The 22919-nt window shown below is 68.3% G+C and carries 24 protein-coding genes; 16 read left to right on the plus strand and 8 right to left on the minus strand.

The window, feature by feature from the left end:
* Nucleotides 1-41: 41 nt before the first annotated feature.
* Together TY25_RS03205 and TY25_RS03210 are read right to left on the minus strand one after the other, a co-directional pair.
* Nucleotides 42-494, minus strand: coding sequence for an AMP-binding protein (locus TY25_RS03205; RefSeq protein ID WP_042253991.1), 453 nt, complete (start codon nucleotides 492-494; stop codon nucleotides 42-44).
* Nucleotides 495-654: 160 nt separating this feature from the next.
* Entirely contained in the window at nucleotides 655-1683 is a 1029-nt protein-coding gene (locus TY25_RS03210) for an ABC transporter substrate-binding protein (RefSeq protein WP_042253993.1), read from the minus strand.
* Nucleotides 1684-2064: 381 nt separating this feature from the next.
* Between TY25_RS03210 and ctaD the strand changes: the two genes are divergently transcribed.
* From ctaD to TY25_RS03255, 10 genes are all read left to right on the plus strand, one after another.
* Nucleotides 2065-3807: an aa3-type cytochrome oxidase subunit I gene (gene ctaD, locus TY25_RS03215; protein ID WP_029898337.1), complete on the plus strand. Its 1743-nt coding sequence runs from the start codon at nucleotides 2065-2067 to the stop codon at nucleotides 3805-3807.
* A gap of 159 nt (nucleotides 3808-3966) precedes the next feature.
* On the plus strand, nucleotides 3967-5184 hold the full coding sequence (gene serB, locus TY25_RS03220) for a phosphoserine phosphatase SerB (RefSeq protein ID WP_042253994.1): 1218 nt from the start codon (nucleotides 3967-3969) through the stop codon (nucleotides 5182-5184).
* Nucleotides 5185-5247: 63 nt separating this feature from the next.
* Nucleotides 5248-5721: a protease inhibitor I42 family protein gene (locus TY25_RS40305; RefSeq protein WP_052382769.1), complete on the plus strand. Its 474-nt coding sequence runs from the start codon at nucleotides 5248-5250 to the stop codon at nucleotides 5719-5721.
* The gene (locus TY25_RS03230) at nucleotides 5721-6527 is read left to right on the plus strand and encodes an aminoacyl-tRNA hydrolase (RefSeq protein WP_226887216.1); all 807 of its coding nucleotides are present in this window, start codon (nucleotides 5721-5723) and stop codon (nucleotides 6525-6527) included. Before TY25_RS40305 ends, TY25_RS03230 begins: the two co-directional genes overlap by 1 nt.
* A gap of 154 nt (nucleotides 6528-6681) precedes the next feature.
* The gene (locus TY25_RS42385) at nucleotides 6682-6855 is read left to right on the plus strand and encodes a transmembrane 9 family protein (protein WP_146154173.1); all 174 of its coding nucleotides are present in this window, start codon (nucleotides 6682-6684) and stop codon (nucleotides 6853-6855) included.
* A gap of 62 nt (nucleotides 6856-6917) precedes the next feature.
* A complete protein-coding gene (locus TY25_RS03235; protein ID WP_014987240.1) occupies nucleotides 6918-7751 on the plus strand; it encodes an ABC transporter ATP-binding protein in 834 nt (277 codons plus the stop codon).
* A 49-nt stretch (nucleotides 7752-7800) separates the two neighbouring features.
* The gene (locus TY25_RS03240; RefSeq protein WP_042253996.1) at nucleotides 7801-8637 is read left to right on the plus strand and encodes an NUDIX hydrolase; all 837 of its coding nucleotides are present in this window, start codon (nucleotides 7801-7803) and stop codon (nucleotides 8635-8637) included.
* A gap of 34 nt (nucleotides 8638-8671) precedes the next feature.
* Nucleotides 8672-9448 (plus strand): enoyl-CoA hydratase-related protein, encoded by a 777-nt coding sequence (locus TY25_RS03245; RefSeq protein WP_042253997.1) that lies wholly within the window; start codon nucleotides 8672-8674, stop codon nucleotides 9446-9448.
* A 157-nt stretch (nucleotides 9449-9605) separates the two neighbouring features.
* Nucleotides 9606-10583, plus strand: a complete 978-nt coding sequence (locus TY25_RS03250) for a class I SAM-dependent methyltransferase (RefSeq protein ID WP_042253999.1) — start codon at nucleotides 9606-9608, stop codon at nucleotides 10581-10583.
* Entirely contained in the window at nucleotides 10583-11758 is a 1176-nt protein-coding gene (locus TY25_RS03255; protein WP_042254001.1) for a class I SAM-dependent methyltransferase, read from the plus strand. Before TY25_RS03250 ends, TY25_RS03255 begins: the two co-directional genes overlap by 1 nt.
* Nucleotides 11759-11767: 9 nt before the next feature.
* On the opposite strand, the gene TY25_RS03260 is transcribed toward TY25_RS03255, so the two are convergent.
* A complete protein-coding gene (locus TY25_RS03260) occupies nucleotides 11768-13099 on the minus strand; it encodes an outer membrane protein assembly factor BamB family protein (protein WP_342448132.1) in 1332 nt (443 codons plus the stop codon).
* Between the two features lie 280 nt (nucleotides 13100-13379).
* Here TY25_RS03260 and TY25_RS03265 point away from each other — a divergent pair, with 280 nt between their 5' ends.
* Both TY25_RS03265 and TY25_RS03270 read left to right on the plus strand, forming a co-directional pair.
* Nucleotides 13380-14129, plus strand: a complete 750-nt coding sequence (locus tag TY25_RS03265; RefSeq protein WP_042254002.1) for an acyltransferase — start codon at nucleotides 13380-13382, stop codon at nucleotides 14127-14129.
* 36 nt (nucleotides 14130-14165) lie between these two features.
* Nucleotides 14166-14711 carry a DUF1697 domain-containing protein gene (locus TY25_RS03270; protein WP_042254003.1) on the plus strand — a complete coding sequence of 182 codons (546 nt, stop codon included), beginning with the start codon at nucleotides 14166-14168 and terminating at the stop codon, nucleotides 14709-14711.
* A gap of 5 nt (nucleotides 14712-14716) precedes the next feature.
* Here the strand turns inward: TY25_RS03270 and TY25_RS41425 are convergent, their stop codons facing one another.
* From TY25_RS41425 to TY25_RS03295, 5 genes are read right to left on the minus strand one after another with little or no spacing between them, the layout of a single operon-like run.
* Complete coding sequence (locus TY25_RS41425) at nucleotides 14717-15130, minus strand: type II toxin-antitoxin system VapC family toxin (protein ID WP_081868643.1); 414 nt, start codon at nucleotides 15128-15130, stop codon at nucleotides 14717-14719.
* A 3-nt stretch (nucleotides 15131-15133) separates the two neighbouring features.
* Nucleotides 15134-15355, minus strand: a complete 222-nt coding sequence (locus tag TY25_RS03280; RefSeq protein ID WP_042254006.1) for a hypothetical protein — start codon at nucleotides 15353-15355, stop codon at nucleotides 15134-15136.
* Nucleotides 15356-15394: 39 nt separating this feature from the next.
* The gene (locus tag TY25_RS03285; protein WP_029898366.1) at nucleotides 15395-16648 is read right to left on the minus strand and encodes a glycosyltransferase family 4 protein; all 1254 of its coding nucleotides are present in this window, start codon (nucleotides 16646-16648) and stop codon (nucleotides 15395-15397) included.
* On the minus strand, nucleotides 16645-18246 hold the full coding sequence (locus TY25_RS03290) for a 1,4-alpha-glucan branching protein domain-containing protein (protein WP_042254007.1): 1602 nt from the start codon (nucleotides 18244-18246) through the stop codon (nucleotides 16645-16647). Before TY25_RS03290 ends, TY25_RS03285 begins: the two co-directional genes overlap by 4 nt.
* Nucleotides 18243-19040, minus strand: a complete 798-nt coding sequence (locus TY25_RS03295) for a class I SAM-dependent methyltransferase (protein WP_088607167.1) — start codon at nucleotides 19038-19040, stop codon at nucleotides 18243-18245. Before TY25_RS03295 ends, TY25_RS03290 begins: the two co-directional genes overlap by 4 nt.
* Before the next feature lie 222 nt (nucleotides 19041-19262).
* On the opposite strand from TY25_RS03295, the gene TY25_RS03300 reads away from it, so the two are divergent.
* The 4 genes from TY25_RS03300 (at nucleotide 19263) to TY25_RS03315 (ending at nucleotide 22898) form a co-directional block, all read left to right on the plus strand.
* Complete coding sequence (locus tag TY25_RS03300; protein ID WP_014987252.1) at nucleotides 19263-20048, plus strand: electron transfer flavoprotein subunit beta/FixA family protein; 786 nt, start codon at nucleotides 19263-19265, stop codon at nucleotides 20046-20048.
* A gap of 33 nt (nucleotides 20049-20081) precedes the next feature.
* On the plus strand, nucleotides 20082-21038 hold the full coding sequence (locus tag TY25_RS03305; protein ID WP_014987253.1) for an electron transfer flavoprotein subunit alpha/FixB family protein: 957 nt from the start codon (nucleotides 20082-20084) through the stop codon (nucleotides 21036-21038).
* Nucleotides 21039-21249: 211 nt separating this feature from the next.
* Nucleotides 21250-21747, plus strand: a complete 498-nt coding sequence (locus tag TY25_RS03310) for a DUF4365 domain-containing protein (RefSeq protein WP_201773633.1) — start codon at nucleotides 21250-21252, stop codon at nucleotides 21745-21747.
* Nucleotides 21741-22898 carry a hypothetical protein gene (locus TY25_RS03315; protein WP_201773634.1) on the plus strand — a complete coding sequence of 386 codons (1158 nt, stop codon included), beginning with the start codon at nucleotides 21741-21743 and terminating at the stop codon, nucleotides 22896-22898. The genes TY25_RS03310 and TY25_RS03315 overlap by 7 nt, the downstream gene beginning before the upstream one ends.
* The last annotated feature ends 21 nt before the right edge of the window (nucleotides 22899-22919 follow it).

Genomic DNA, 22919 nt, shown 5'->3' on the forward strand with positions numbered 1-22919 from the left:
GACAGGCGCGCCCGAACGACGTCGGGCGCGCCTGTCGCAGCTCAGGCCGCGAGCGGGTGGTCGGCGGGGGTGAGCGGGGCGTCGGAGCCCGCGAGGTAGCGCTGCAGGGTCGAGCGATCGTCGAGCACCAGCCAGTCGATCGCGTCGGTGAGCTCGCCGCGGCGGGCCTTGGTGGTGACCCCGACCGTGGTGCCGAGGGCGAACGAGGCGTCGCCGGTGGCCGGGACCGGGATGGCGCCGATCTTCACCGTGGCGCGCTCGGCGACCACCGATTCGATCTCGTCGTCGATCGCGATCGCGACGCGGGTGTCGAGGCCGGCGCCGAGCCCGAGCAGCAGCCGACCCAGGCGGTTGGACCAGCGGTCCAGCTCGGCGTAGGTGAGGGCGCAATCGGGGGTGGACGCCACGACCGCGTTCGGATCGACCACGGCGACGGGCCGCGCGAGCGGCAGCAGGCGGAGGTTGTCGGTCTGCGATGCGGTCAGCGTGTTCATGATGTCCGTCCCTCGAAGTCTCGGAGAAGAGGTTTCTTGCTTGCCTCTAATCTCGGCTACGAGGGCGAACTTCGACAGCAACCCAAGCGCTGGACGCGGTCCCTCCCAGGGTGTGCGTTTTTCACCCCAGGGGGTACCGCGGTATCTGGTACCGCCGCGGTCAGTCGGTGACGAATCCGTTCAGGGTGCCGGTCAGATCGGTGAGCAGCGCCCGCGCGGCGGTGAGACCGTTGCCGTGCCAGACGGTGTCCTCGACCGCGAAGACCCGCTTGTCGGTCGAGGCGCCGAGATCCTTGAACGCCGCCGAGCGCATCACCTGCTCGCCGTGCTTCTTCCCGTCCGCGCCGGCCAGCAGCACATAGATCAGATCGCCCTCGAGCTTGCCGGCGAACTCGTCGGGCCGTACGTCGAAGGTGGTGCCGCGCTGGGCCTGCGGCCGCTGCACGCCCGCGTCCGCGAGGATCTGGCCCGCGAAACTGTTGCTGCCCTGAATCTGGTTGGTATCGCCGGTGAATCGGAGCACCGAGGCCTGCGTCTGGCCGGAGCTGAGCACGTTGCCGGTGTCGGTAGCGGCGGTGCGGTAATCCTCCAGCGCGGCGTCGGCGGCCGCCTTACGGCCCAAACCGGCTGCGAGCGCGGTGAATTCGGCTTGCCAGCTATTGTTCGCGCCGACCAGCACGGTGGGCGCGATCGCCTGCAACGCATCGAAACTCGCTGTGGCCGTGGGGATGTCGCCGATGATGAGGTCCGGATGCTGCGCGGCGATCAGGGCCGGGTTCGGCTGGGCCGCGGTGCCGACGCCGGGAATCTTCAGCACGCCGGTGCCGAGATAGGCCGGCTGCGGGCTCGGTCCGTCGATGGTCACCGCGCCGACCACGCGCTCCCACAGCCCGACCGCGCAGGTCGCGTCCAGGGCGGAGGTGGTCAGCACGACGATGCGCTTCGGGTCGGCGGGCACCTCCGAGACGCCCGCGGCGTGGGTCACCGTGCGGGTGCTGCCGTTGGCCGCGTCCGGTGCGCTCGGCAGCGGGCACGCGCGCGTGGTGTCGCGTTCCAGCCCCACCACGCCCGCCCCCGCGATATTGGTCGTGGTGCGCACGATGGTGCTCGCGTCGTCGGTCTTGCTGCACCCCGCCGCGACGACGGTGGCGGCGAGCGCGACGACGGCGGCCAGCCGGCGCGGCGCCACACGGGCGCTGCCGGATCCGGGAGTAGCTGTGCGGTTTCGGGTACGAACGAAGGCGCTCAGCGGCATGCGGGTGAGGGTACATGCGCCGACCGGTCCGGCGGGGGAGAGGTCACCGCCGCCGCGCGCCGCCCGCCGCACCCGGTGCGCCTCGGTCGCCGCCGGGCGAACTCATCGGTAGCGTGTTGTGCGGACAGGTCGGTCCGCCGGACCAGCGCTGTGCCCATCAACGAAATACGACACAGAGTAGGACCCGTGCGGATTGCTGCGGCAGCACGGTTTACGATTCCAGAAGCGCAAGCGAACTGTCGTCTGTTCCGACCCGGGGATGGATGCAAGCAGCGGAGCCTGCGGAGCGACCTAAAGGCACCTTCAGGAGGATCAGTGACTGCGGTAGAGCCCCAGCCAGTCCAGCAGTTGGAAGCGACTCGGCCGTATCCGGCACGGACCGGGCCGAAGGGTTCTTTTCTCTACAAGATGGTCACCACCACCGACCCCAAGGTGCTCGGTGTCATGTACCTGGTGACCGCGATGAGCTTCTTCCTCATCGGTGGTCTGATGGCGCTGATGATGCGCGCCGAGCTGGCCCGCCCCGGTCTGCAGTTCCTCTCGCCCGAGCAGTTCAACCAGCTGTTCACCATGCACGGCACGATCATGCTGCTGTTCTACGCGACCGCGATCGTGTTCGGCTTCGCGAACATCGTGCTGCCGCTGCAGATCGGCGCCCCCGACGTCGCCTTCCCGCGTCTGAACGCGTTCAGCTACTGGCTGTACCTGTTCGGCGGCACGATGGCGACCGCGGGCTTCATCACCCCGGGTGGCGCCGCCGACTTCGGCTGGACCGCCTACACCCCGCTCACCGACATCCTGCACTCGCCGGGCGTCGGCGCGGACCTGTGGATCCTCGGTCTGGCCGTCTCGGGTCTGGGCACCATCCTCGGTGGCGTCAACATGCTGACCACCGTCGTCTGCCTGCGTGCCCCCGGCATGACCATGTTCCGGTTGCCGATCTTCACCTGGAACATCGCCGTCACCAGCGTGCTTGTCCTGCTTGCCTTCCCGCTGCTCACCGCCGCGCTGTTCGGCCTGGCCTACGACCGGCACCTCGGCGGCCACATCTACGACCCGGCCACCGGTGGCGTGCTGCTCTACCAGCATCTGTTCTGGTTCTTCGGCCACCCCGAGGTGTACATCATCGCGCTGCCGTTCTTCGGCATCGTGTCCGAGATCTTCCCGGTCTTCTCGCGTAAGCCGATCTTCGGTTACACCACCCTGGTCTACGCGACGCTCGGCATCGCCGCGCTCTCGATCGCGGTGTGGGCGCACCACATGTACGCCACCGGCGCTGTGCTGCTGCCGTACTTCTCGTTCATGACCTTCCTGATCGCCGTCCCGACCGGTGTGAAGTTCTTCAACTGGATCGGCACCATGTGGCGCGGCCAGCTGACCTTCGAGACGCCGATGCTGTGGTCGATCGGCTTCCTGGTGACCTTCCTCTTCGGCGGTCTGTCCGGCGTCATCCTGGCCTCGCCGCCGCTGGACTTCCACGTCACCGACTCGTACTTCGTGGTCGCGCACTTCCACTACGTGCTCTTCGGCACCATCGTGTTCGCCACCTTCGCCGGCATCTACTTCTGGTTCCCGAAGATCACCGGCCGGATGATGGACGAGCGCCTGGGCAAGTGGCACTTCTGGACCACCTTCGTCGGCTTCCACACCACCTTCCTCGTCCAGCACTGGCTGGGCGCCGAGGGTATGCCGCGCCGCTACGCGGACTACCTGCCCAGCGATGGATTCACCACGCTGAACACGATTTCCACCATCGGCGCGTTCATCCTCGGCGCCTCGATGCTGCCGTTCGTGTGGAACGTCTTCAAGAGCTTCCGCTACGGCGAGGTCGTCACCGTGGACGATCCGTGGGGCTACGGCAACTCGTTGGAGTGGGCCACCACCTGCCCGCCGCCGCGGCACAACTTCTACGAGCTGCCCCGGATCCGGTCCGAGCGTCCCGCCTTCGAACTGCACTACCCGCACATGGTCGAGCGGATGCGGGCCGAGGCGCACGTGGGCTGGGGTTCGGGCAAGCACGCCCACGATGTCCACGAGGGCGCGGTCGCGACCAAGTAGGCATAAGGATTACGACGACGAGTGTGCACCTGCTGGTGACGGCAGGTGCACACTCGTTTCTGCGGGAGCTTGCGCTCACCGCAGGGCATCATCGCCCGGAGCGACGTGACAACGAGGTCAAGCACAGCGACGGCGCACCACGACCCTGGAGCACATCAGTTGACCGACACCACCGTTCTCGTCACCGTCACCGGACCCGACCGTCCCGGTGTGACGTCCGTGCTGCTCGCCGCGATGTCCCGGCACCACGTGGACCTGCTCGACGTCGAGCAGGTGGTGATCCGCGGCCGGCTGACGCTCGGCGTGCTGGTCACCTGCCCGGGTGACGCCGAGTCCCTGCAGGACGAACTCGAAGAAGCGATGAACACCGTCGGCATGCACGTCGATGTCGAGGTGGACGCGGAGATCGGCAGGCAGCCGATGTCCACCCACGCGGTGGTGATCCTGGGCGCCCCCGTCACCGCGCACGCGTTCAGCGCGGTGTCGCGGCAGCTCGCCGCGCTCGGCGCGAACATCGACACCATTCGCGGCATCGCCGACTATCCGGTCACCGGAATGGAATTGCTGGTCACCGCGACCGATACCGGGGCAGGCACCGACTCGCGACTGCGTACCGCGCTGGCCGAGATCGCGGTGGCCGAGCAGGTCGACGTCGCGGTCGAGCGGGCCGGCCTGGCCCGGCGGGCCAAGCGCCTCATCGTCTTCGACGTCGACTCGACGCTCATCCAGGGCGAGGTGATCGAGATGCTCGCCGCGCACGCGGGCGTCGAGGAGGAGGTCCGCAAGGTCACCGAGTCCGCGATGGCGGGCGAGATCGACTTCGCCGAATCGCTGCGTCAGCGCGTCGCGACCCTGGCCGGCCTGGACGAGTCGGTGATCGACGAGGTGGCCGACCGGATCGAGCTGACGCCCGGTGCCCGCACCACCATTCGCACGCTGCGCCGGCTCGGCTTCCGCTGCGGTGTGGTGTCGGGCGGGTTCCGTCAGGTGATCGAGCCGCTCGCGCACGAGCTGGAACTGGATTTCGTGCAGGCCAACACCTTGGAGATCATCGGCGGCAAGCTCACCGGCCGCGTGGTCGGCGAGATCGTCGACCGGGCCGCCAAGGCGACCGCGCTGCGCAAGTTCGCCGCCGAGGCGGGCGTGCCGATGGAACAGACCGTCGCCGTCGGGGACGGCGCGAACGACATCGACATGCTCAATGCCGCGGGCCTCGGCGTCGCGTTCAACGCCAAGCCTGCGCTGCGCGAGGTCGCCGACGCGGCGCTGTCGCACCCCTACCTGGACGCGGTGCTGTACGTCCTCGGCGTCACCCGGCACGAGGTGGAGGCCGCCGACGCCCGGGACGGATTGCTCCGGCGCGTGCCGCTGGGCTGAGCGCCGGGTAGCCGGTGTCGATGTCCCGCTCGGGTCGGCGTCGTCGGTAGGCTGACGCCGACCATGATCATCGGGCGATCGGAGCTTTCGGTGCGCAAAACTCTGCTGGTGCTGTTAGTCGGGCTGTCGGTCGTCGGATGCGGCAAGGACGACTCCGCCGACGCGAAGCCGACGTCCGCGGCGGCGCCGACGTCCGGCTCCGCGTTCTCGGTGCTGAACGCGACGCAGGAGGCCAACGGGCAGGAGCGCCGACTCACCATCGGGCAGTCGCTGGTGCTGACCCTGCCCGCGAATCCGTCCACCGGCTTCTCCTGGCAGATCTCCGGCCTGGACCCGAATGTGGCTCGGGTGCAAGGCGAACCGACGTTCAAGCAGGACCCGTCGGTGCCGGTGGCGCCCGGCGCGGGCGGCACCTCGGAGTGGACTTTCGTCGGCGAGGGCGCGGGCGTCACTCAGCTCACGATGGACTACATGCGCCCGTGGGAGCAGGGCATCGCACCCGCGCAGACGTTTTCGCTGACGATCAAGGTGGAGTGATGTCGAACATCCCGGAATGCGCGGCCGGAATCCGGGACGAACACGAAAGTCCGGGGCGGGCAGTCGAATTCGATGAGGAGGGCTTCCGCGTCCGGCACGCGGAACTGGCGGCGGGCTACGGCGGCGCGGGCGACCCGGACGATCCGGCCTTGGTGCAGGCCATGCAGATCGTGCTGCACCTGCCCAAACAGGACCCGCCGCCGCGCAGCGCTTTGCTCGCCGCGGCCGCCACCGCGTCGGTGGCGTTGTGCCTGGATGAACGGGTCGGTCCCGGCGGCGAATGGGCCGAGCGCTACCTGGCCTGGAAGCGCTCGCGCATCCGCAAGGTGAGCAGGCGAGCCCGCGGCGCCCAGTGGCTCGCCGCGAACGAGGTCGAGGGCGTCACCGCCGAGGTCGGCGGGGCGCAGGCGCGCGCGTTCGTCCCCGGACCGGTCGGCGCGGTCGATCCGCGGATCAAGCGGTTGCAGATCGGTGGCACCGACCTCGAGCACGATGACCCGGGCCCTGCCCCGGCGGAACTGCCGGTGCTGTGGGTGAATTCGGCGCTCGGCATGACGCTCGGCAAGGCCGCCGCGCAGGTCGGTCATGCCAGCATGTTGCTGGCGGGTGCGCTGACCGTGGCGCAGGCGCGCTGCTGGGCCGAGCGAGAATTTCGTTGTGCCGTCCGGGAAGCCGACGCGCGACAATGGAAAGTGTTGGCGGATGCGGTCGCACACGGATCGGCAGTGGCCGTGCGCGACGCCGGGTTCACGGAAGTGGCGCCCGGCTCGATGACAGTGATAGCGGTCCCCGCGCAAACCGGGTGACCGTCCGGAACAGTCGCGAGGACCGAAGAGGCTTCGGGCGGGCCGAATCGGGGTATCACTCGAGGACGTTGTGCTCTATCTCGCCGGGCCTGCCGAGCGGAGGCTCGAAGACCCAAGGCAACGCGGCTATGTCGACCGAAGGGATGGACCAGCTATGACGACGCTGCTGGTGATTCTCGCCGTCTGGGTGCTGCTGTCGGTTCCACTGGCCTTCCTCGTGGCGCGACTGCTACACAAGTCGCCCGAGCGGAACGAGCGGCATCCCGGGGCCGGGCACGACGACGACCAGCGGCTACGCGGTCTCTTCGCGCTCGGCCGCAAACGTTGACCCGGCGACACGCGCCACGCACCCCCGCCCGCGTTGGCCAGTGATCCCATGGGTGGGCCAAGATGGACCGCGTGCCACAACCGGATCCGGATCTGCTCATCGATTTCACCGACGTCACTGTTCGTCGTTCGGGCCACACGCTCGTCGGCCCGGTGACCTGGCAGGTCGAGCTCGACGAACGCTGGGTCGTGCTCGGCCCCAACGGCGCGGGCAAGACCTCGCTGCTGCGCATGGCGGCCGCCGAGCTGCACCCCACCTCCGGCGTGGCGCATCTGCTCGGCGAAGTGCTCGGCAAGGTCGACATCAGCGAATTGCGCCCGCGGATCGGCCTGTCCTCCGCGGCCGTGGCCGGCCGGGTGCCGCGCGAGGAGAAGGTCAGCGATCTGGTGGTGTCGGCGGGCTACGCCGTGCTCGGCCGCTGGCGGGAACGCTACGACGACGTCGACACCGACCGCGCCGTCGACATGCTGGAAAGCCTGGGCGCCGAACATCTTTCCGATCGCACCTACGGCACCCTGTCCGAGGGGGAGCGCAAGCGGGTGCTCATCGCCCGCGCGCTGATGACCGATCCGGAACTGCTGCTGCTCGACGAGCCCGCCGCGGGCCTGGATTTGGGTGGCCGCGAAGAACTGGTGGAACGGCTCGGCGATCTGGCCGCCGATCCGGACGCGCCGGCCATCGTGCTGGTCACCCACCACGTCGAGGAGATCCCGCCCGGCTTCACGCACGGCCTGCTGCTCAACGAGGGCGAGGTGATCGCGCAGGGTTTGCTCACCGATGTGCTCACCTCGGAGAACCTCAGCGACGCGTTCCGTCAGTCGATCGCGCTCGACCAGGTGGACGGCCGCTACTTCGCCCGGCGCGCCCGCCGGGCCGGAAAACATCGCACCCGCTGACCGCACCTACCCGTGACAGCGTGTACCGCGCGCGGGTTACTGTGCAGGGGTGAGTGAGACAAATACCGCGGCCGGCTCTCAGGTTGCCCCGCCGGTCAAGGATGCGTCGACGGTGCTGCTGGTGCGCGACAGCGCCGCCGGGCCCGAGATCTTCCTGCAGCGCCGGGTCGGCGCGATGGCGTTCGCGGCCGGCATGACCGTGTTCCCCGGCGGCGGCGTCGATCCCACCGACGGCACCGCCGATATCGCCTGGGCCGGACCCGAACCCGCCTGGTGGGCCGAGCGATTCGCGACCACCGAAGCGCGGGCCAAGGCGCTGGTCTGCGCCGCGGTGCGGGAGACCTTCGAGGAATGCGGGGTGCTGCTCGCCGGTCCGACCGCCGACACGGTGGTCTCCGACACCACCGGCTACCGCGCGGCGCGCGGCCGGCTGGAACGTCGCGAGCTGTCGCTGGCCGGTTTCCTCGCCGCGGAGCACCTGGTGCTGCGCGCGGATCTGCTTCGGCCGTGGGCGAATTGGATCACGCCGGTGGTCGAGCCGCGCCGCTACGACACCCGCTTCTTCGTCGCGGTGCTTCCCGCCGGGCAGCTGGCCGACGGCGCCACCTCCGAAGCGGCGGAGGTGAATTGGCGTACCGCGGCCGAGGCGCTGCGGCGGTGGCGGGCGGGCACCGACATCCTGTTGCCGCCCACCTGGTCGCAGTTGCAGGGGCTCAGCGAATTCGGCTCCACCGCAGAGATTCTCGCCGCTGAACCGGTGATCGAGCCGATCATGCCGGAACTGGTCGAGCGGGACGGGCGGCGGGTACTGATGTTCCCGGACAACGGGCGCTACCTGACCGATCTGCCGGATCCGAGCAAGCTCAAGGGATCCGTCCGCAAGTGAGGCCGCGGCCGGGCACCCGGTAGCGTCTGCTCCCATGGCCGAATTCGTGACCCTGGAGCTGCCGGAGGGTGATGCCGCGCGCCGCGTGGCCGTCCTCCGGATCGACCGCCCGCCGTTGAACCTGCTGAACCTGCAGCTGGCGCGCGAACTGGCCGAGGCGGCCGAGGAGGTCGCGGCCGACCCGACGGTGGCCGCGGTCATGGTCTACGGCGACGAGCGGGTGTTCTCCGCGGGCGACGATCTGGCCGAGCTGGGCGCACTGGGCGCAGATCAGGCGCGGGCGCTGGCCGCGGATCTGCAGGGCCATCTCGGCTGCCTGGCCCGGCTGCCGCAGCCGACGGTCGCGGCGATCAGCGGCTACGGTCTCGGCGCGGGACTCGAGCTCGCGCTGGGCGCGGACCGGCGGATCATCGGTGACAACGTCAAACTCGGCCTGCCGCAGATCAAGGCGGGGCTGATCCCGCTCGCCGGCATCCGGCGGCTCGCGCTGTTGATCGGGCCCGGCCCGGCCAAGGATCTCGTCTACAGCGGCCGGTTCGTCGAGCCCGCCGAGGCGCTGACGCTCGGCCTGGTCGACGAGGTGGTGCCGCCCGACGACGTGTACACCGCCGCGTTGCGCTGGGCCCAGCAGTTCACCGCGGCCCCGGGCCGGGCGCTCGCCGCGGCCAAGGCGGTGTTCGAGGCGGGCCCGCACGGGTTGGATCGTGCACAGACCGAATGGTCTGATCTGTTCATGACCGAGGACCGCCGGATCGGCACCGAGTCCTGCCTGGCGAACGGTCCCGGAGCGGCCGCGTTCGTCGGGCGCTGAGGCGTGCAGCGGTTCGTCGTCGCGGGCGTGCTGAACAGGGGTTTCCGGAAGATCGCCTGATCGGAACAGGTTGCTGTCCGGCCGCCGATCCGGTGGGCGTCCTGTTGGGTGGGCCGACGGCAAGATCATCGGTTGACCTTGGGTAGGCTTGGCTGCCATGACGGTACGCCCTGACGACCCCGCGCCGAACCCGCACGCCACCGAGGCCGAGGTCGAAGCAGCGCGCAAGGATACGAAGCTCGCCCAGGTCCTCTACCACGACTGGGAAGCCGAGACCTACGACGACAAATGGTCGATCTCCTATGACGAGCGCTGCATCGAATATGCCCGTGGCCGGTTCGACGCGGCCGTCGGCCCCGCCCCGCTGCCGTACGAGCGCGCCCTCGAGCTGGGCTGCGGCACCGGCTTCTTCCTGCTGAACCTGATGCAGGGCGGCGTGGCCAAGTCCGGTTCGGTCACCGACCTGTCGCCGGGCATGGTGAAGGTCGCGCTGCGCAACGCGCAGAACCTCGGCCTCGACGTGGACGGCCGGGTCGCCGACGCCGAAACCATCCCGTACGAGGACGACACCTTCGACCTGGTGTGCGGGCACGCGGTGCTGCACCACATCCCGGATGTCGAACTGGCACTGAAGGAATGCCTGCGCGTGCTCAAGCCGGGCGGGCGCTTCGTGTTCGCCGGCGAGCCGACCACCGCGGGCAACTTCTACGCGCGTTGGCTCGGCCGGATCACCTGGAAGGCCACCACCACCGTCACCAAGCTGCCGCAGCTGGCCGGGTGGCGGCGTCCGCAGACCGAGCTCGACGAGTCCTCGCGGGCCGCGGCGCTCGAGGCGGTCGTCGACCTGCACACGTTCGATCCCAGCGATCTGGAGAGCATGGCGCGCTCGGCCGGTGCGATCGAGGTCAAGGCGACCACCGAGGAGTTCGCGGCGGCGCTGTGGGGCTGGCCGGTGCGCACCTTCGAGGCGGCCGTGCCGGACGAGAAGCTCACCATGGGCTACCGGATGGCCATGTACAAGGCGTGGCTGCGGCTGAGCTGGCTGGACGAGAACGTGATGCGTCGCGTGGTGCCCCGCCAGTTCTTCTACAACGCGATGATCACCGGCGTGAAGCCGCACTCCGCCGCCAAGTAGTGGGTTACGGCTTCGGTCGTCCGGATGTCGCCTTCCTCGGCAGCTCGGCGGGTAAGGCCGCGCTGTCCGAGGTGGACCGGCTGGAGCTGACCCCGGCCGCGCTGCTGCGCGATCTGGAACGGGTGCGGCGCAAGCACGGCACACGGGCGGCCGCGCTCGTGGAGACGGTGCGGCTGCGACGCAAGGCGGCCGTCAAGCTCGCCGCCGCGGGGACGTGGTTGTTCACCGACGACGCCCTGCAGCAGGCGACGCCGACGCTGGTCGCCCGGCATCGGGCCGTCCGATTGGCCGGGCGTGCCGTGCACGACGTGACCTGTTCGATCGGGGCCGAATCGGCCGAGCTGGCGCGCGTGTGTCCCGCGGTGCTCGGCAGCGACCTCGACGAGGTGCGGCTGGCGATGGCCGCACACAACCTGGCCGAATCCCGAAATGTCTTGCTGGCCAAGCCGGACGCGCTGGTGCCGGTGAGCCGGGACACCGTCGTGGTCGCGGACCCGGCGCGACGGGCCGACGGCAAACGCACCCACGATCCCGCCAAGCTGCAACCGCCGCTGCCCGACCTGCTCGCCGCCTACCCGGCGCGCGATCTGGTCGTGAAGTGTGCGCCCGGACTGGATTTCGATCGGCTCGACTGGTCCGGCGAGATCGAGGTCGCCTCGCTCGACGGCGCGGTCCGCGAGGCGTGCCTGTGGTCGAGTGGGCTCACCGACCCCGCGGTTCGTCGTCGCGCGACCGTACTGTCCTCGGCCGGAACATCTTTCACCCTCACCGACGCGGACCCCGACGATATCCCCGAGCAGGCGCCCGGCGCGTGGCTCATCGATCCCGACGGCGCGGTGGTCCGGGCCGGCCTGGTGCGGCACTACGCCGCGAAACACGGCCTCTGGCAACTGGATCCGCGCATCGCCTACCTCACCGGCGACACCGTCCCGCCGGGCACCCGCGGCTTCCGCATCGTCGAGCGCCTCGACTACCGCGAGAAATCCCTGCGCGCCGCACTGCGCGGCCACGACTGCGGCCCGCTGGAGATCCTGGTCCGCGGCGTCGACGTCGACCCCGACAAACTCCGCCGCACCCTCAAACCACAAGGAAGCCAACCTTTTACGCTGGTCATCACCCGAATAGGCCGCACGCCCACCGCATTCCTGTGCACGGCCGTCGCGGGCAAGGATTGACCCTTCGGGTCAGCGCTCGGGTTCGAAGGTGAAGAGTTCGCCGATGCGGGTGGCTACCAGGACTTCGCCCTTGGGGCCGATGGAGGTGCCGGTGGTGCTGCCCTGGGCGCCGGGCAGAACATCGGAGTCGATGGTGGCGCCGGTCTTGGTGTCGAAGGTGATCAGGTTGAGGCCGTCGCCGATCGCGGCGGTGGTGTAGCCGGTGCCGCCCGCGGTCTGCACCGGCGTGCCGCGCAGGGCGAGATCTTTACGCTCCCAGACGGTTTCCGCGGTGTCACCGGTGTCGCGGAGGGCGAGCAGGTAGCCGTCGTCGCCGGCCGGGATGATCAGGCCGTCGTCGGATACCGAAAAGCCGCCCTGCGGAGCCCATTCCAGCTGATGCACCCATTTGGTGCGGCCGTCGGCGGTGTCCACCGCGATCAGCCGCTTGCTGTTGTCGCCGACGTAGAGCGTCTTGCCGTCGCTGGACAGCACCGGGCTGGTGCCGCTGCCGCCGGAGAGCAGCTCGGCGCTCCACTCCTGCTGAATCTTGTTGTCCGCGTAGCGCAGTGCGACCAAGGCCGCAGCGGGCTGCCCCGGCTTCCACACCGTCACGAAGAAGCGGCCGCTCGCGACGTCGACCGCGGAGATGTTCGCGACCGGGCATTGCGGGCCGCCGGTGCGGCAGTCGTCGAGCCCCTGACCGGCCGCCGGACGGGTCAGATTCGGATACTCCAAGAAGTCCGGCTCACCGAGCAACTGGGTGGTCGGCGCGGTCCGCTCGCCGGTCTGCCGGGACAGCACATCGACCTGACCGGACTGCGTGACGACCAACAGCTTTCCGTCGCCGGTGAATTGCGTCGAGACCGGGGTGCCGCCGATCGGTGTCCGCCAGCGCGGCTGCCCGAGATAGTTGTAGGAGTTGACCGCGTCGTCGTCGCCGACATAGACGTTGGTCGTGCCGTCGACCACGCTCGGCGCGGAGATCGCGCTCGGGCCTAGTTTGCTGCAGAAGCGCTTGCGGCCGGTGGCCATCTGGCCCGAGAAGAGCATGCAGTCGCGCGAGAGCGTGGTCAGGAAGAACTGCCCGTCGGGACCGATGGTGACCGGCTGGGCGATCGGCCCGCCGATCGGGCGCGACCAGCTCAGCGCGATCTTCTTGGCGCCGGTGACCGGACTGGTGCCCGCGTTGCGACCGTCGTGGAAGGCGGCGGGCCAGCCCTTGCCGGGCCCGACCGTGATGTCGTCGACGTCGGTGCCGCAGCCGGTCAAGGCCAGCGCGCTGATCGCGGCCAGCGACGCGGCCAGCCGCACCCGCGACGGTCGCCACCGGGAACTGGCCAGTATGCCGCCGCTACGCACCTGCTGCACTCCTGTCGTCGTTTCCGCTCGGACGAGACTAAAGGGTGTCGACCCACCGTCGGCGCAGCAACCCGGTTTCGGGTGTACGCGTGTGGATTCCGGGACGCCGCCCCCGGCGTCGGAGCCACTGTACGGGAGCCGCACCCGCACGTCCGTCAAGTGGTGCGGTTCCGGGGCGGGTGGCCTGCGGATGGACTGCGTCCGACCACGCCAACTAGGCTCTACCCCGTCGCCGCCCGGGCGCGCGACCAGTCGTTGGACCAGGACAGGAGAGCCGTACGTGACGAGCATGTGGGGCGCGCCGTTGCGCTCGCGCTGGCGTGGATCGCGCCGCCGGGATCCGCAGCAGGCCCGTTTTCTGACGGCGGCCTCGCTGCGCTGGGTGCTCGCCAACCGGGCGTACACCCCCTGGTATCTGGTGCGCTACTACCGGCTGCTCAAGTTCCGCCTGGCCAACCCGCATATCGTGCTGCGTGGCATGGTCTTCCTCGGCAAGCGGGTGGAGGTGCACGCGACCCCCGAGCTGGGCCGGATGGAGATCGGCCGCTGGGTGCACATCGGCGACGGCAACGCCATCCGCTGCCACGAGGGTTCGCTGCGCATCGGCGACAAGGTGGTGTTCGGCAAGGACAACGTCGTCAACACCTACCTCGATATCGAGATCGGCGAATCCACCCTGGTCGCCGACTGGTGCTATATCTGCGACTTCGACCACAAGATGGACGACATCACGCTCCCGATCAAGGACCAGGGCATCGTGAAGAGCCCGGTGCGCATCGGCCCCGACACGTGGATCGCCGCGAAGGTCACCGTGCTGCGCGAAACCCGGGTCGGCCGCGGCTGTGTGCTCGGCGCGCACGCGGTGGTGAAGGGCGAGATCCCCGACTACAGCATCGCCGTCGGCGCCCCCGCGAAGGTGGTCAAGAACCGCAAGGCCGCCTGGGAAGCCGGCGCCGAGGAGCGCGCCAAGTACCTCGCCGCGCTCGAGGACATCGAGCGCAAGAAGAACGGCGCCACCACGACGGCCTAGTCGCTGCGGCCCGCCGCACTCGGTAGCGTCTGCGGTATGCACACCTACGCCGCGCTGTTGCGGGGGATCGCGCCGAGCGGAAAGAACATGAGCAACGACAAGTTGCGCGGCGTGTTCGAAGGACTCGGGTTCGACAAGGTCGCTTCGGTGCTGGCCAGCGGCAACATCGTGTTCCGCAGCGCGGACACCGATATCGTCGAGCTGGAAGATCGGATCCAGCAGGCGCTCAATCGGGAACTCGGGATTCCCGGCGGCACCATCATCCGCAGTCACGCCGAACTACGCGCGCTGCTCGACAGCGACCCGTTCCCCGGACTGACCCACGGACGCGGCACCTATCTGGTGGCGACCTTCCTCAAGGACAGGGCGAAGGCGCCGGGCAAGCTGCCGGCCCAGCCCGATCCGCTGACCCGCATCGTCGGCTACGACAAGCCGTGCCGCACCTTTCTCGCCGTCGTCGACAACAGCGAACCGGGCAAGACCCCGGACTTCATGAGCTGGCTGGACAAGACGTACGGCAAGGACATCACCACGCGCACCTGGCTGACGGTGCAGCGTGTGGTCAAGAAGATGGAGGCGTAGCCGACTCAATCCGGCACGAGACGGAATGCGTCTATGTGCCGAGGGCGAACAATCGTGAAGTGACGTCGATCCACCGTTGCGATTTCGCTCAGTCCGAGGCGTTCCGCGATGGTGATAACGGCAGCGTCGACGATGCCCAGAGGCAGATCAAGATAGCTGGCTACCAGCTCTTTGACCCGTGGAATATCCTCATTCTCCAGATTGATGAGACGAAAACCGTTGTCGCCGAACGACTCGAGGAATGTGACCTCAGCCTTCGGCCCTACTCGTGTTTCGAGTAGGTATCCGATTTCCCCTAGGACCGGTGCGGGTACCAACAGCGGCCCGGTCGCGTGCCGTAGCAGCTCGAGGCATGGCTTGTGATGACGGTCTTTGATATTGCCGGCGGCGAGAAGAACTCCTGTGTCGCACAGGAGCATGCCTCAGCGTCCCAGCTCGGAGCGCAGTACTTCCTCGTGTGTTTCGGCTAGATCGGGTTCGGCCGCAAAGGACGCGAAGAAGGGCAGGTTCCGCTCCGGCTTCCCGGTGTCATCAATGCCCGCGTCGTCGTTGAGTTGGCCTCGGATGAGTTCCAAGGCAGGGCGCAGCTCGGCTTCGGGCAACTGGTCCACCAAGTGGTGCAACTCTTTGCGAATCGCGCTCATGACGTCAGTCTACGCACGACCCGCCGCGACGAGTCGCGACTACTTCGGGTCTCGTTCGGGGAGGGGGCGTTCGATGATGGTGGGGCGGCCCAGGGGGTTGCGGACGCGGCGTTTGGCGGCGTGGTAGACCTGGGCGGTTTCGGCGGCGACCACGTCCCAGGCGAAGTCGGCGGTGAGGCGTTCGCGGGCGGCGTAGGCGCGGTCCTGGGCGGCGGCCGGGTCGTCGAGGGTGGCGCGGGCCGCCTCGACCAGGCCGTCGACGTCGGCCGGTTCGAACGAGGCGCCGGTGACGCCGTCGATCACGGCTTCGCCGAGCCCGCCCGCGGTGGAGGTGATCAGCGGGGTGCCCGCCGCGGCGGCTTCGAGCGCGACGATGCCGAACGGCTCGTACCGGCTCGGCAGCACGATGGCGTCGGCGCCGTGCAGCCAGCCGAGGAGTTCGGTGTGGTCGAGCTGTCCGGCGAAGGTGACCGCGCGGGCCACCCGGTGCACCCGGGCGCGTTCGCGCAGCCACTCGAACTGGGTGCCGACTCCGGCGATGGTGAGCGTGGTGCCGGGGTGCGCGCGCCGGATCCGCGGCAGCGCGGCGATCGCGTCCTGCACGCCCTTCTCGTATTCGAGTCGGCCGACGTACAGCAGCCGCGGCGGCCCGGTACGCGGCGAGCGCGGCCGAAAGGTCCAGGCGCCTACGTCGATTCCGTTGCGGATCACCGTCATCGGCACCCGCTCGGGCCCGTAGAGCCGTTCCACCTCGTCCTGCATGGAGGTCGAGCAGGTGATCAGCGCGTCGGATTCGTTGGCCAGCCACCACTCGACCGAATGCACCTGCCGGTTGACCTTGCCCGCGACCCAGCCGCTGTGCCTGCCCGCTTCGGTGGCGTGGATGGTCGAGACCAGCGGCACGTCGTAGTACTCGGCCAGCGCGATACCCGGGTGCGCGACGAGCCAGTCGTGCGCGTGCACCACGTCGGGCGCCCAGCCGTCACCGATGCCCGGTTTGCCGAGCGCGATACCCGCGCGCACCATGGCGTGGCCCATCGCCAGCGTCCAGGCCAGCATGTCCTCGCCGAAGTCGAACACCGGCGGATCCTCCGCGACGGCCACGACCAGCACCCCCTCGGCGATGAAGGAGTGGGTCGGATGGGTCGAGGAGTCGGTGCCGGACGGCCTGCGCGCGAGCACGACCACTTCGTGGCCGGCCTTGGCCAGCTCGGTCGCCAGGTGGTGCACATGCCTGCCCAACCCGCCGACCACGACCGGCGGGTACTCCCACGACACCATCAAAATCTTCATGCATGTCCTTCTGCGGTGGACCGTTCAACGGGGCCCGATCCTGCGGCGGCGTGCTGGGCAGGCACTGCGACGTGTGCTCCGGTGCCGGCGCTCGCGAGCCGCCGGGCATCCACACCGGGGAACAGTCCGTCAGCCGCCCCCCATCCTGCCGCCAACTGGCGTGCTTTGGCGACTTGGCCCGCGCCGACGGCGGCCGCGATCTCCCGCACGGCGTGCGCGTGCCGGTGTGCGCGGTCGCGCGCGTAGCCCGCGGCGGAGTCCTTGCTGACCATGAAGGCCCAGTCGCTGGACACGGTGAGGATCGCCTCGCGAAGCAACTGGTCGGCAACGTTGTCGCGGAGCCCGCGGCCGTCATCGGCGGCCCGCATCTTGTCGATGGTGTCGAGGGCGAGCCGGACGATGTCGTCGTTGAGTTCCACCAGGTCGCGCACCTGGTCACCGGCCCAGACCCGCCAGTCTTTGCCGGAACCCCACGACGAATCCGCCAAAGGCACAGGGGCACCGACGAATCCGCGTTCTCGGGCGTCGGCGAGCGTGCCGACGGTGATGCCCGCTGCGGGCAGCGCCCGCAACACCTGGGCCAACCACTGCGGGCCCTCGTGCCACCAGTGGCCGAACAATTCGGTGTCGAACGCGGCCACCACCAACGCGGGCCGGCCGATCCGCTCGGATTCGCCGATCAGTCGCTCGCGCACCGTCTGGACGAAATCATCCACATCGCGCACCACCGCCGCGGCGGCGAGTTCCGGGTCGTAGGGCGCCTTGTCCGGACCGGCCACCGTCTTGCCGGTGACCCGCGCGGGCTTGAGGCCCGTCGCGTGGTCGTAGTGATGAAAGTCACGGTAGGCGCTCTGCCCGGGATAGCCGGACTTCGGCGACCACACCCGGTAGCTGACGTGCAGATCGCGCCCGAACGCGACCACATCGGACTCGCGTACCGGCCGCCCGAGGGTGGTGTCGCCGCGCAGGGCGGGCCCGTCGACCATGAAATGCGTCACACCCGCGGCGGCGTAGCCCGCTTCCATGCCGGGGGTGTAACCGCATTCGGGCGCCCAGATCCCGGTGGGGGTGTGGCCCCAGCGATGCCGGGCATCGCCGAGGCCCTCGCTGAGCTGGAACTGGCGCAGCCGCGGGTCGAGCAGCGGTTGGAACGGATGCGCGAGCGGTCCGCCCAGCAGTTCGATGGCGTCGGCGTCGATGAGTTCGCGCCAGACCGGTGCCGCGCCGTGCCGCCAGCGTGTTTCGAAATCCGCGAGAGCCGCTGTGGCCAAACGATGTTCGTGCCCGCCGAGCGCGCGGTTGCCCGCCATCGCGGCCTCGTCGGCGCGCAGCTGCCAGTTGCCGAGCCAGTGGTGCATGCCCGCGAGGCAGTGCGGGTCGTCCAACTGCGCGGCGAGCACCGGCGTGATACCCAGGCTGAGCAGGTGCGAATGCCCCTCGGCGGCAAGGGTTCTCAGTACTTCGGCGACGGGAAGGTAAGAGGCGGCCCAGGATTGGTAGAGCCATTCCTCGCCGACCGGCCAGCGGCCGTGGTGCGCGAGCCAGGGCAGGTGCGAGTGCAGCACCAGGGTGAACTGGCCGGGTACCGCCCCGGTCAAGGCTTCACCGCGATGGCGACCAGGTCGAGGCTCGCGTCGATGTCGTCGGCGATCAGCACGAAATCGTCGATGGTGACGGCGGCGACGTCGGCGGTCAGCTCGGCCGGCCACGGCTCACCGGCCAGCGCGCGCTCGATCTGGGCGTCGATGAACGAGCCGCCGTGCTTGGCGTCCAACGCTTTCAGACTCGGGCCGTGGTGCACGCCGGTCAGCTCGGCGACCTCGAACCCGGCCTCGACCAGCAGCTCGGTGAGTTCGGCGGCGTTCAGTTCGCGGGTGTGGAACGGGTTGAGCGGGGTATCGCGTCCGGGCGAGAAGGTGATCCGGTTGGGCGTGCTGATCAGCAGTTCGCCGCCGGGTCGCAGCACCCGCAGGCATTCCCGGAGGAATTGGGCTTGATCCCAGAGGTGTTCGATCACTTGGAAATTCACCACCACGTCGACCGAGGCGTCGGCGAGCGGCAGTGCGGCGAGATTGCCCTGGATCATCTCGACGCGCGGGTACCGCGCGCGCACGTGCTCGACCGCGCCCGTGTCGTAGTCGACGCCGGTGACCTTGGTCGCGACGCCGGCGATCATGTCGGCCCCGTAGCCTTCGCCGGATCCGGCCTCCAGCACGGTTTTTCCGGCGCAGCGGGGCAGCAGTTCGGCGTAGGCGATCTCGTGCCTGCGGAACCAGTAGTTCTCCTCGGCAATGCCGGGCACGGTCCGCTCGCCGGTCAACGGCAGCGGTTCGGCGTTGTTCGTGCCGGAAGTTTCGTCCACTGCGGCAGGGATCACAGCCTCGCTCATCATTCGCACGTTACTGGTACGTCTAGTTGCGAGACACTCGCACCCGCCTCCCGGACCGGCGCACCATATCGCCGGGGCTGGCGTTGTGAGAGAGAAGAGGATAAGTTACCCATGAGTAACTTAGCGTAGGGTAATGTCACGCCCGAGCTACTCACACGGACGTACGGCTCCCCGCTCGTGCGACCACCCACACGTGTAACCAGAACAGGAGGTCGACGAAGACCGATGCCGAACATCGTCGTACTCATCAAGCAGGTTCCCGACACCTGGTCCGAGCGCAAGCTGACCGATGGTGACTTCACCCTCGATCGCGAAGCCGCCGACGCCGTCCTCGACGAGATCAACGAGCGCGCCGTCGAAGAAGCGCTGCTGATCAAGGAAGCTCAGGGCGGTGAGGTCACCGTGCTGGCCGCCGGTCCCGATCGCGCGACCGAGGCCATCCGCAAGGCGCTGTCCATGGGCGCCGACAAGGCCATCCACATCAACGACCCGGCGATCCACGGCTCCGACGCCGTGCAGACCGCGTGGGTGCTGGCGAGCGCGCTCGGCCAGGTCGAGGGTGTCGAGCTGGTCATCGCGGGCAACGAGGCGACCGACGGCCGCGCGGGCGCCGTGCCGGCCATCATCGCCGAGTACCTGGGCCTGCCGCAGCTGACGCACCTGCGCAAGCTCACCGTCGACGGTGACAAGATCACCGGCGAGCGCGAGACCGACGACGGCGTGTTCAAACTGGAGGCCACCCTCCCGGCGATCGTCAGCGTCACCGAGAAGATCAACGAGCCGCGCTTCCCGTCCTTCAAGGGCATCATGGCCGCGAAGAAGAAGGAAGTGCAGACCTTCACGCTGGCCGACCTGGGCGTCGACCCGTCGACCGTGGGCGTCGCGAACGCCGGCAGCGCGGTCAGCGCGGCCACCCCGAAGCCGCCGCGCACCGCGGGCGAGAAGATCGCGGACGAGGGCGACGGCGGCACCAAGATCGCCCAGTACCTCGTCGGTCAGAAGATCATCTGATTTCGCGCCGAGACTGCTTAGGAGAGAACACAAATGGCTGAAGTACTTGTGCTCATCGAGCACGCGGACGGTGCGATCAAGAAGGTCAGCACCGAGCTCCTGACCGCCGCCCGCAACCTGGGCACCCCGGCCGCCGTGGTGCTGGGCACCGCGGGCACCGGCGAGAAGCTGGCCGACGCGCTCGCCGCGGCGGGCGCCGAGAAGATCTACATCGCCGAGTCCGACGATGTGGACAACTTCCTGGTCACCCCGAAGGTCGACGTGCTCGCCGGGTTGACCGAGCAGGCCTCGCCTGCCGCCGTCATCGTCGCCGCCTCGGCCGAGGGCAAGGAGGTGTCGGGCCGCCTCGCCGCGCGTATCGGCTCCGGCCTGCTGGTCGACGTGATCGACGTGAAGTCCGACGGCACCGCCGTGCACTCCATCTTCGGTGGCGCGTTCACCGTCGACGCCAAGGCCACCGGCGACGTGCCGGTGATCTCGGTGCGCCCGGGCGCCATCGAGGCGTCCGCGCAGGCCGGCGCCGGTGAGAAGGTCACCGTCGACGTGCCCGCGCAGGAAGACGGCGTGACCAAGGTGACCTCGCGGGAGCCGGTCGTCGCCGGTGACCGTCCGGAGCTCACCGAGGCGACCATCGTCGTCTCCGGTGGCCGTGGTGTCGGTTCCGCCGACAACTTCTCGGTCGTCGAGGCGCTGGCCGACTCGCTGGGTGCCGCCGTCGGCGCCTCGCGTGCCGCGGTCGACTCCGGCTACTACCCGGGCCAGTTCCAGGTGGGCCAGACCGGTAAGACGGTCTCGCCGCAGCTCTACATCGCGCTCGGCATCTCCGGTGCCATCCAGCACCGGGCCGGCATGCAGACCTCGAAGACCATCGTCGCGGTCAACAAGGACGAAGAGGCCCCGATCTTCGAGATCGCGGACTACGGCATCGTCGGCGACTTGTTCAACGTGGCGCCGCAGCTGACCGAGGCGGTCAAGACCCACAAGGGCTGATCCCGGCCGACCAAAAGTAGTGGCCCCGACTGAAATTCAGTCGGGGCCACCTCTTTCGTTGCAGTGCAATCGGGTGACGTGAGCAGCTAGAGTTTGCGAAACATACGCGCTCTGTAAGCCCGAAGGGGACGCCGGGAGGGGTGGCATGGTAAAAGGCGGTGAAAGTCTCGGAGCCCAGTCTGTGTCGTTGAGTCCGGATGGTGGCTTGCCGATGACCGCGCGGCAGGAACAATTCAGCCTGGCGTTTGTTCGCATGGTGGCTGCAGCGGCTGGCTGCTCGATCAAGAGCCATGAGACAGATTACGACGGCGTCGACATCACGATTGTCGCGTCTGCGGAGTACACGAGGTACTACTGCCCAGAGTTCGAGATGCAGCTCAAGTGCACGACACAGAGTCGGTTACTAGAGGTTGATCACCTGGCGTGGACACTGAAACGTGATCGGTTCCTCAAGCTGGTGAGCCCCAAACGGTTTGCACCGGCGCTGCTCGGAGTGCTGCTCATACCCGAGAATCCTGACCAGCTACTCGATCTTTCCGAAGCGGGTTTGACCAGCTCGAGCCGTATGTACTGGGAACATGCGAAGAAGCTTGGCGAGATCGAGGATGGTAAGGCCAGCAAGACAGTGCACCTGCCCAGGTGCAACCTGTTTGACGTGGGCAGTCTTCGGGGCATCATGCAGGTAATCGGCGAAGGAGGTCAGTGGTGAAGAAAGCTCCGCTCGACGCTCTGTCTGAGGTCGCGTCCTTGTTGTCGCCGCCGGCCGTCTCACAGTATCTGGCTAGTCATGACTGGCAGCTGGAAGCTCGTGACGACGACGTAAAGGAAATCTGGCGCCTGCCAGGGGACGATGGCCTTCAAGGCCGGGTCATGGTGCCCCTGGCTACGGACTACGTCGACTTTCCCGTGCGTTTTCGTGACACTCTCCAGGCGCTCGCCACGATCTACGACTGGGATCCCCGGCAGTTGGCCGAACGCATCGTTGCGGCGCGTGCCGATCTCTTCTTTGTCCGGCTTGATCAAGAAATGACCGACGGGACGATCCCATTTCGTCAAGCAGAGACGACGTTGGAAGCGCTGTTCACGATGTTGAGGGCCGCTGCGACGACTGCTGATGATCCGACGCATTCGCACCGTGGTAGGAGATCGGCAACGGTCACCGACTTCCTCGAAGAGGACATCCGCCTCGGACACACAAAACGCGGTAGCTTCGTATTCACCGTAGTCACGCGGCTCGGCGATGTCGTGCCGCAGCACGGGGACGGATCTTCGGCTGTGCCTTTTCCCCGTAAGGTGATGACAACGTTGGCAACAGGTCTGCAGTCGACCCGGCAGCTGGCCCTCGATTGGGACGAGCGCGCTCTGGACAACGCTGGGCAGCTGGGGCTTAGTGCCAGTCTGGTCGAGTCGGTCCTGGAAATGACTCAGCCGGAAACGCTACGTGCGCTTGATTTGTCGTTCGATTGGGCAGCAACGATGCCGCCACCTGAAATCAGTGCCTCGCGGATCATTGTCGATCGAAACGCAATGGCTGGATTGCCGCGGGTGCGGGAACGGCTTGTCAGGCGTGAGGAACCACCACGCTACGTGACATTGCTCGGTACTGTGCGCACGCTCAATCGGGACGACCTTGGCGACGAGGATCAAGAAGCCACAAGCATTGTGCTGTCCACACATGTGGACGGTCGCCCCCGAAAGGTTCACGTACCACTGGCTGGTGAGGAATACGTATGGGCGATCCGTGCGCACCAGAGCAAGCAACCCATCGTCGTGTCAGGTGACTTGATCTTCGAACGTGGTGTTTGGCGGCTCACTGGAACAATCAGTGTGGACCCAAGCTTTGTCGATCGTCGGACCTGAGTTCGCCCGCCAAGAAATGGC

This window comes from Nocardia brasiliensis NBRC 14402 (genome assembly GCF_000308475.2).
GTDB classification, from domain to species: domain Bacteria; phylum Actinomycetota; class Actinomycetes; order Mycobacteriales; family Mycobacteriaceae; genus Nocardia; species Nocardia brasiliensis.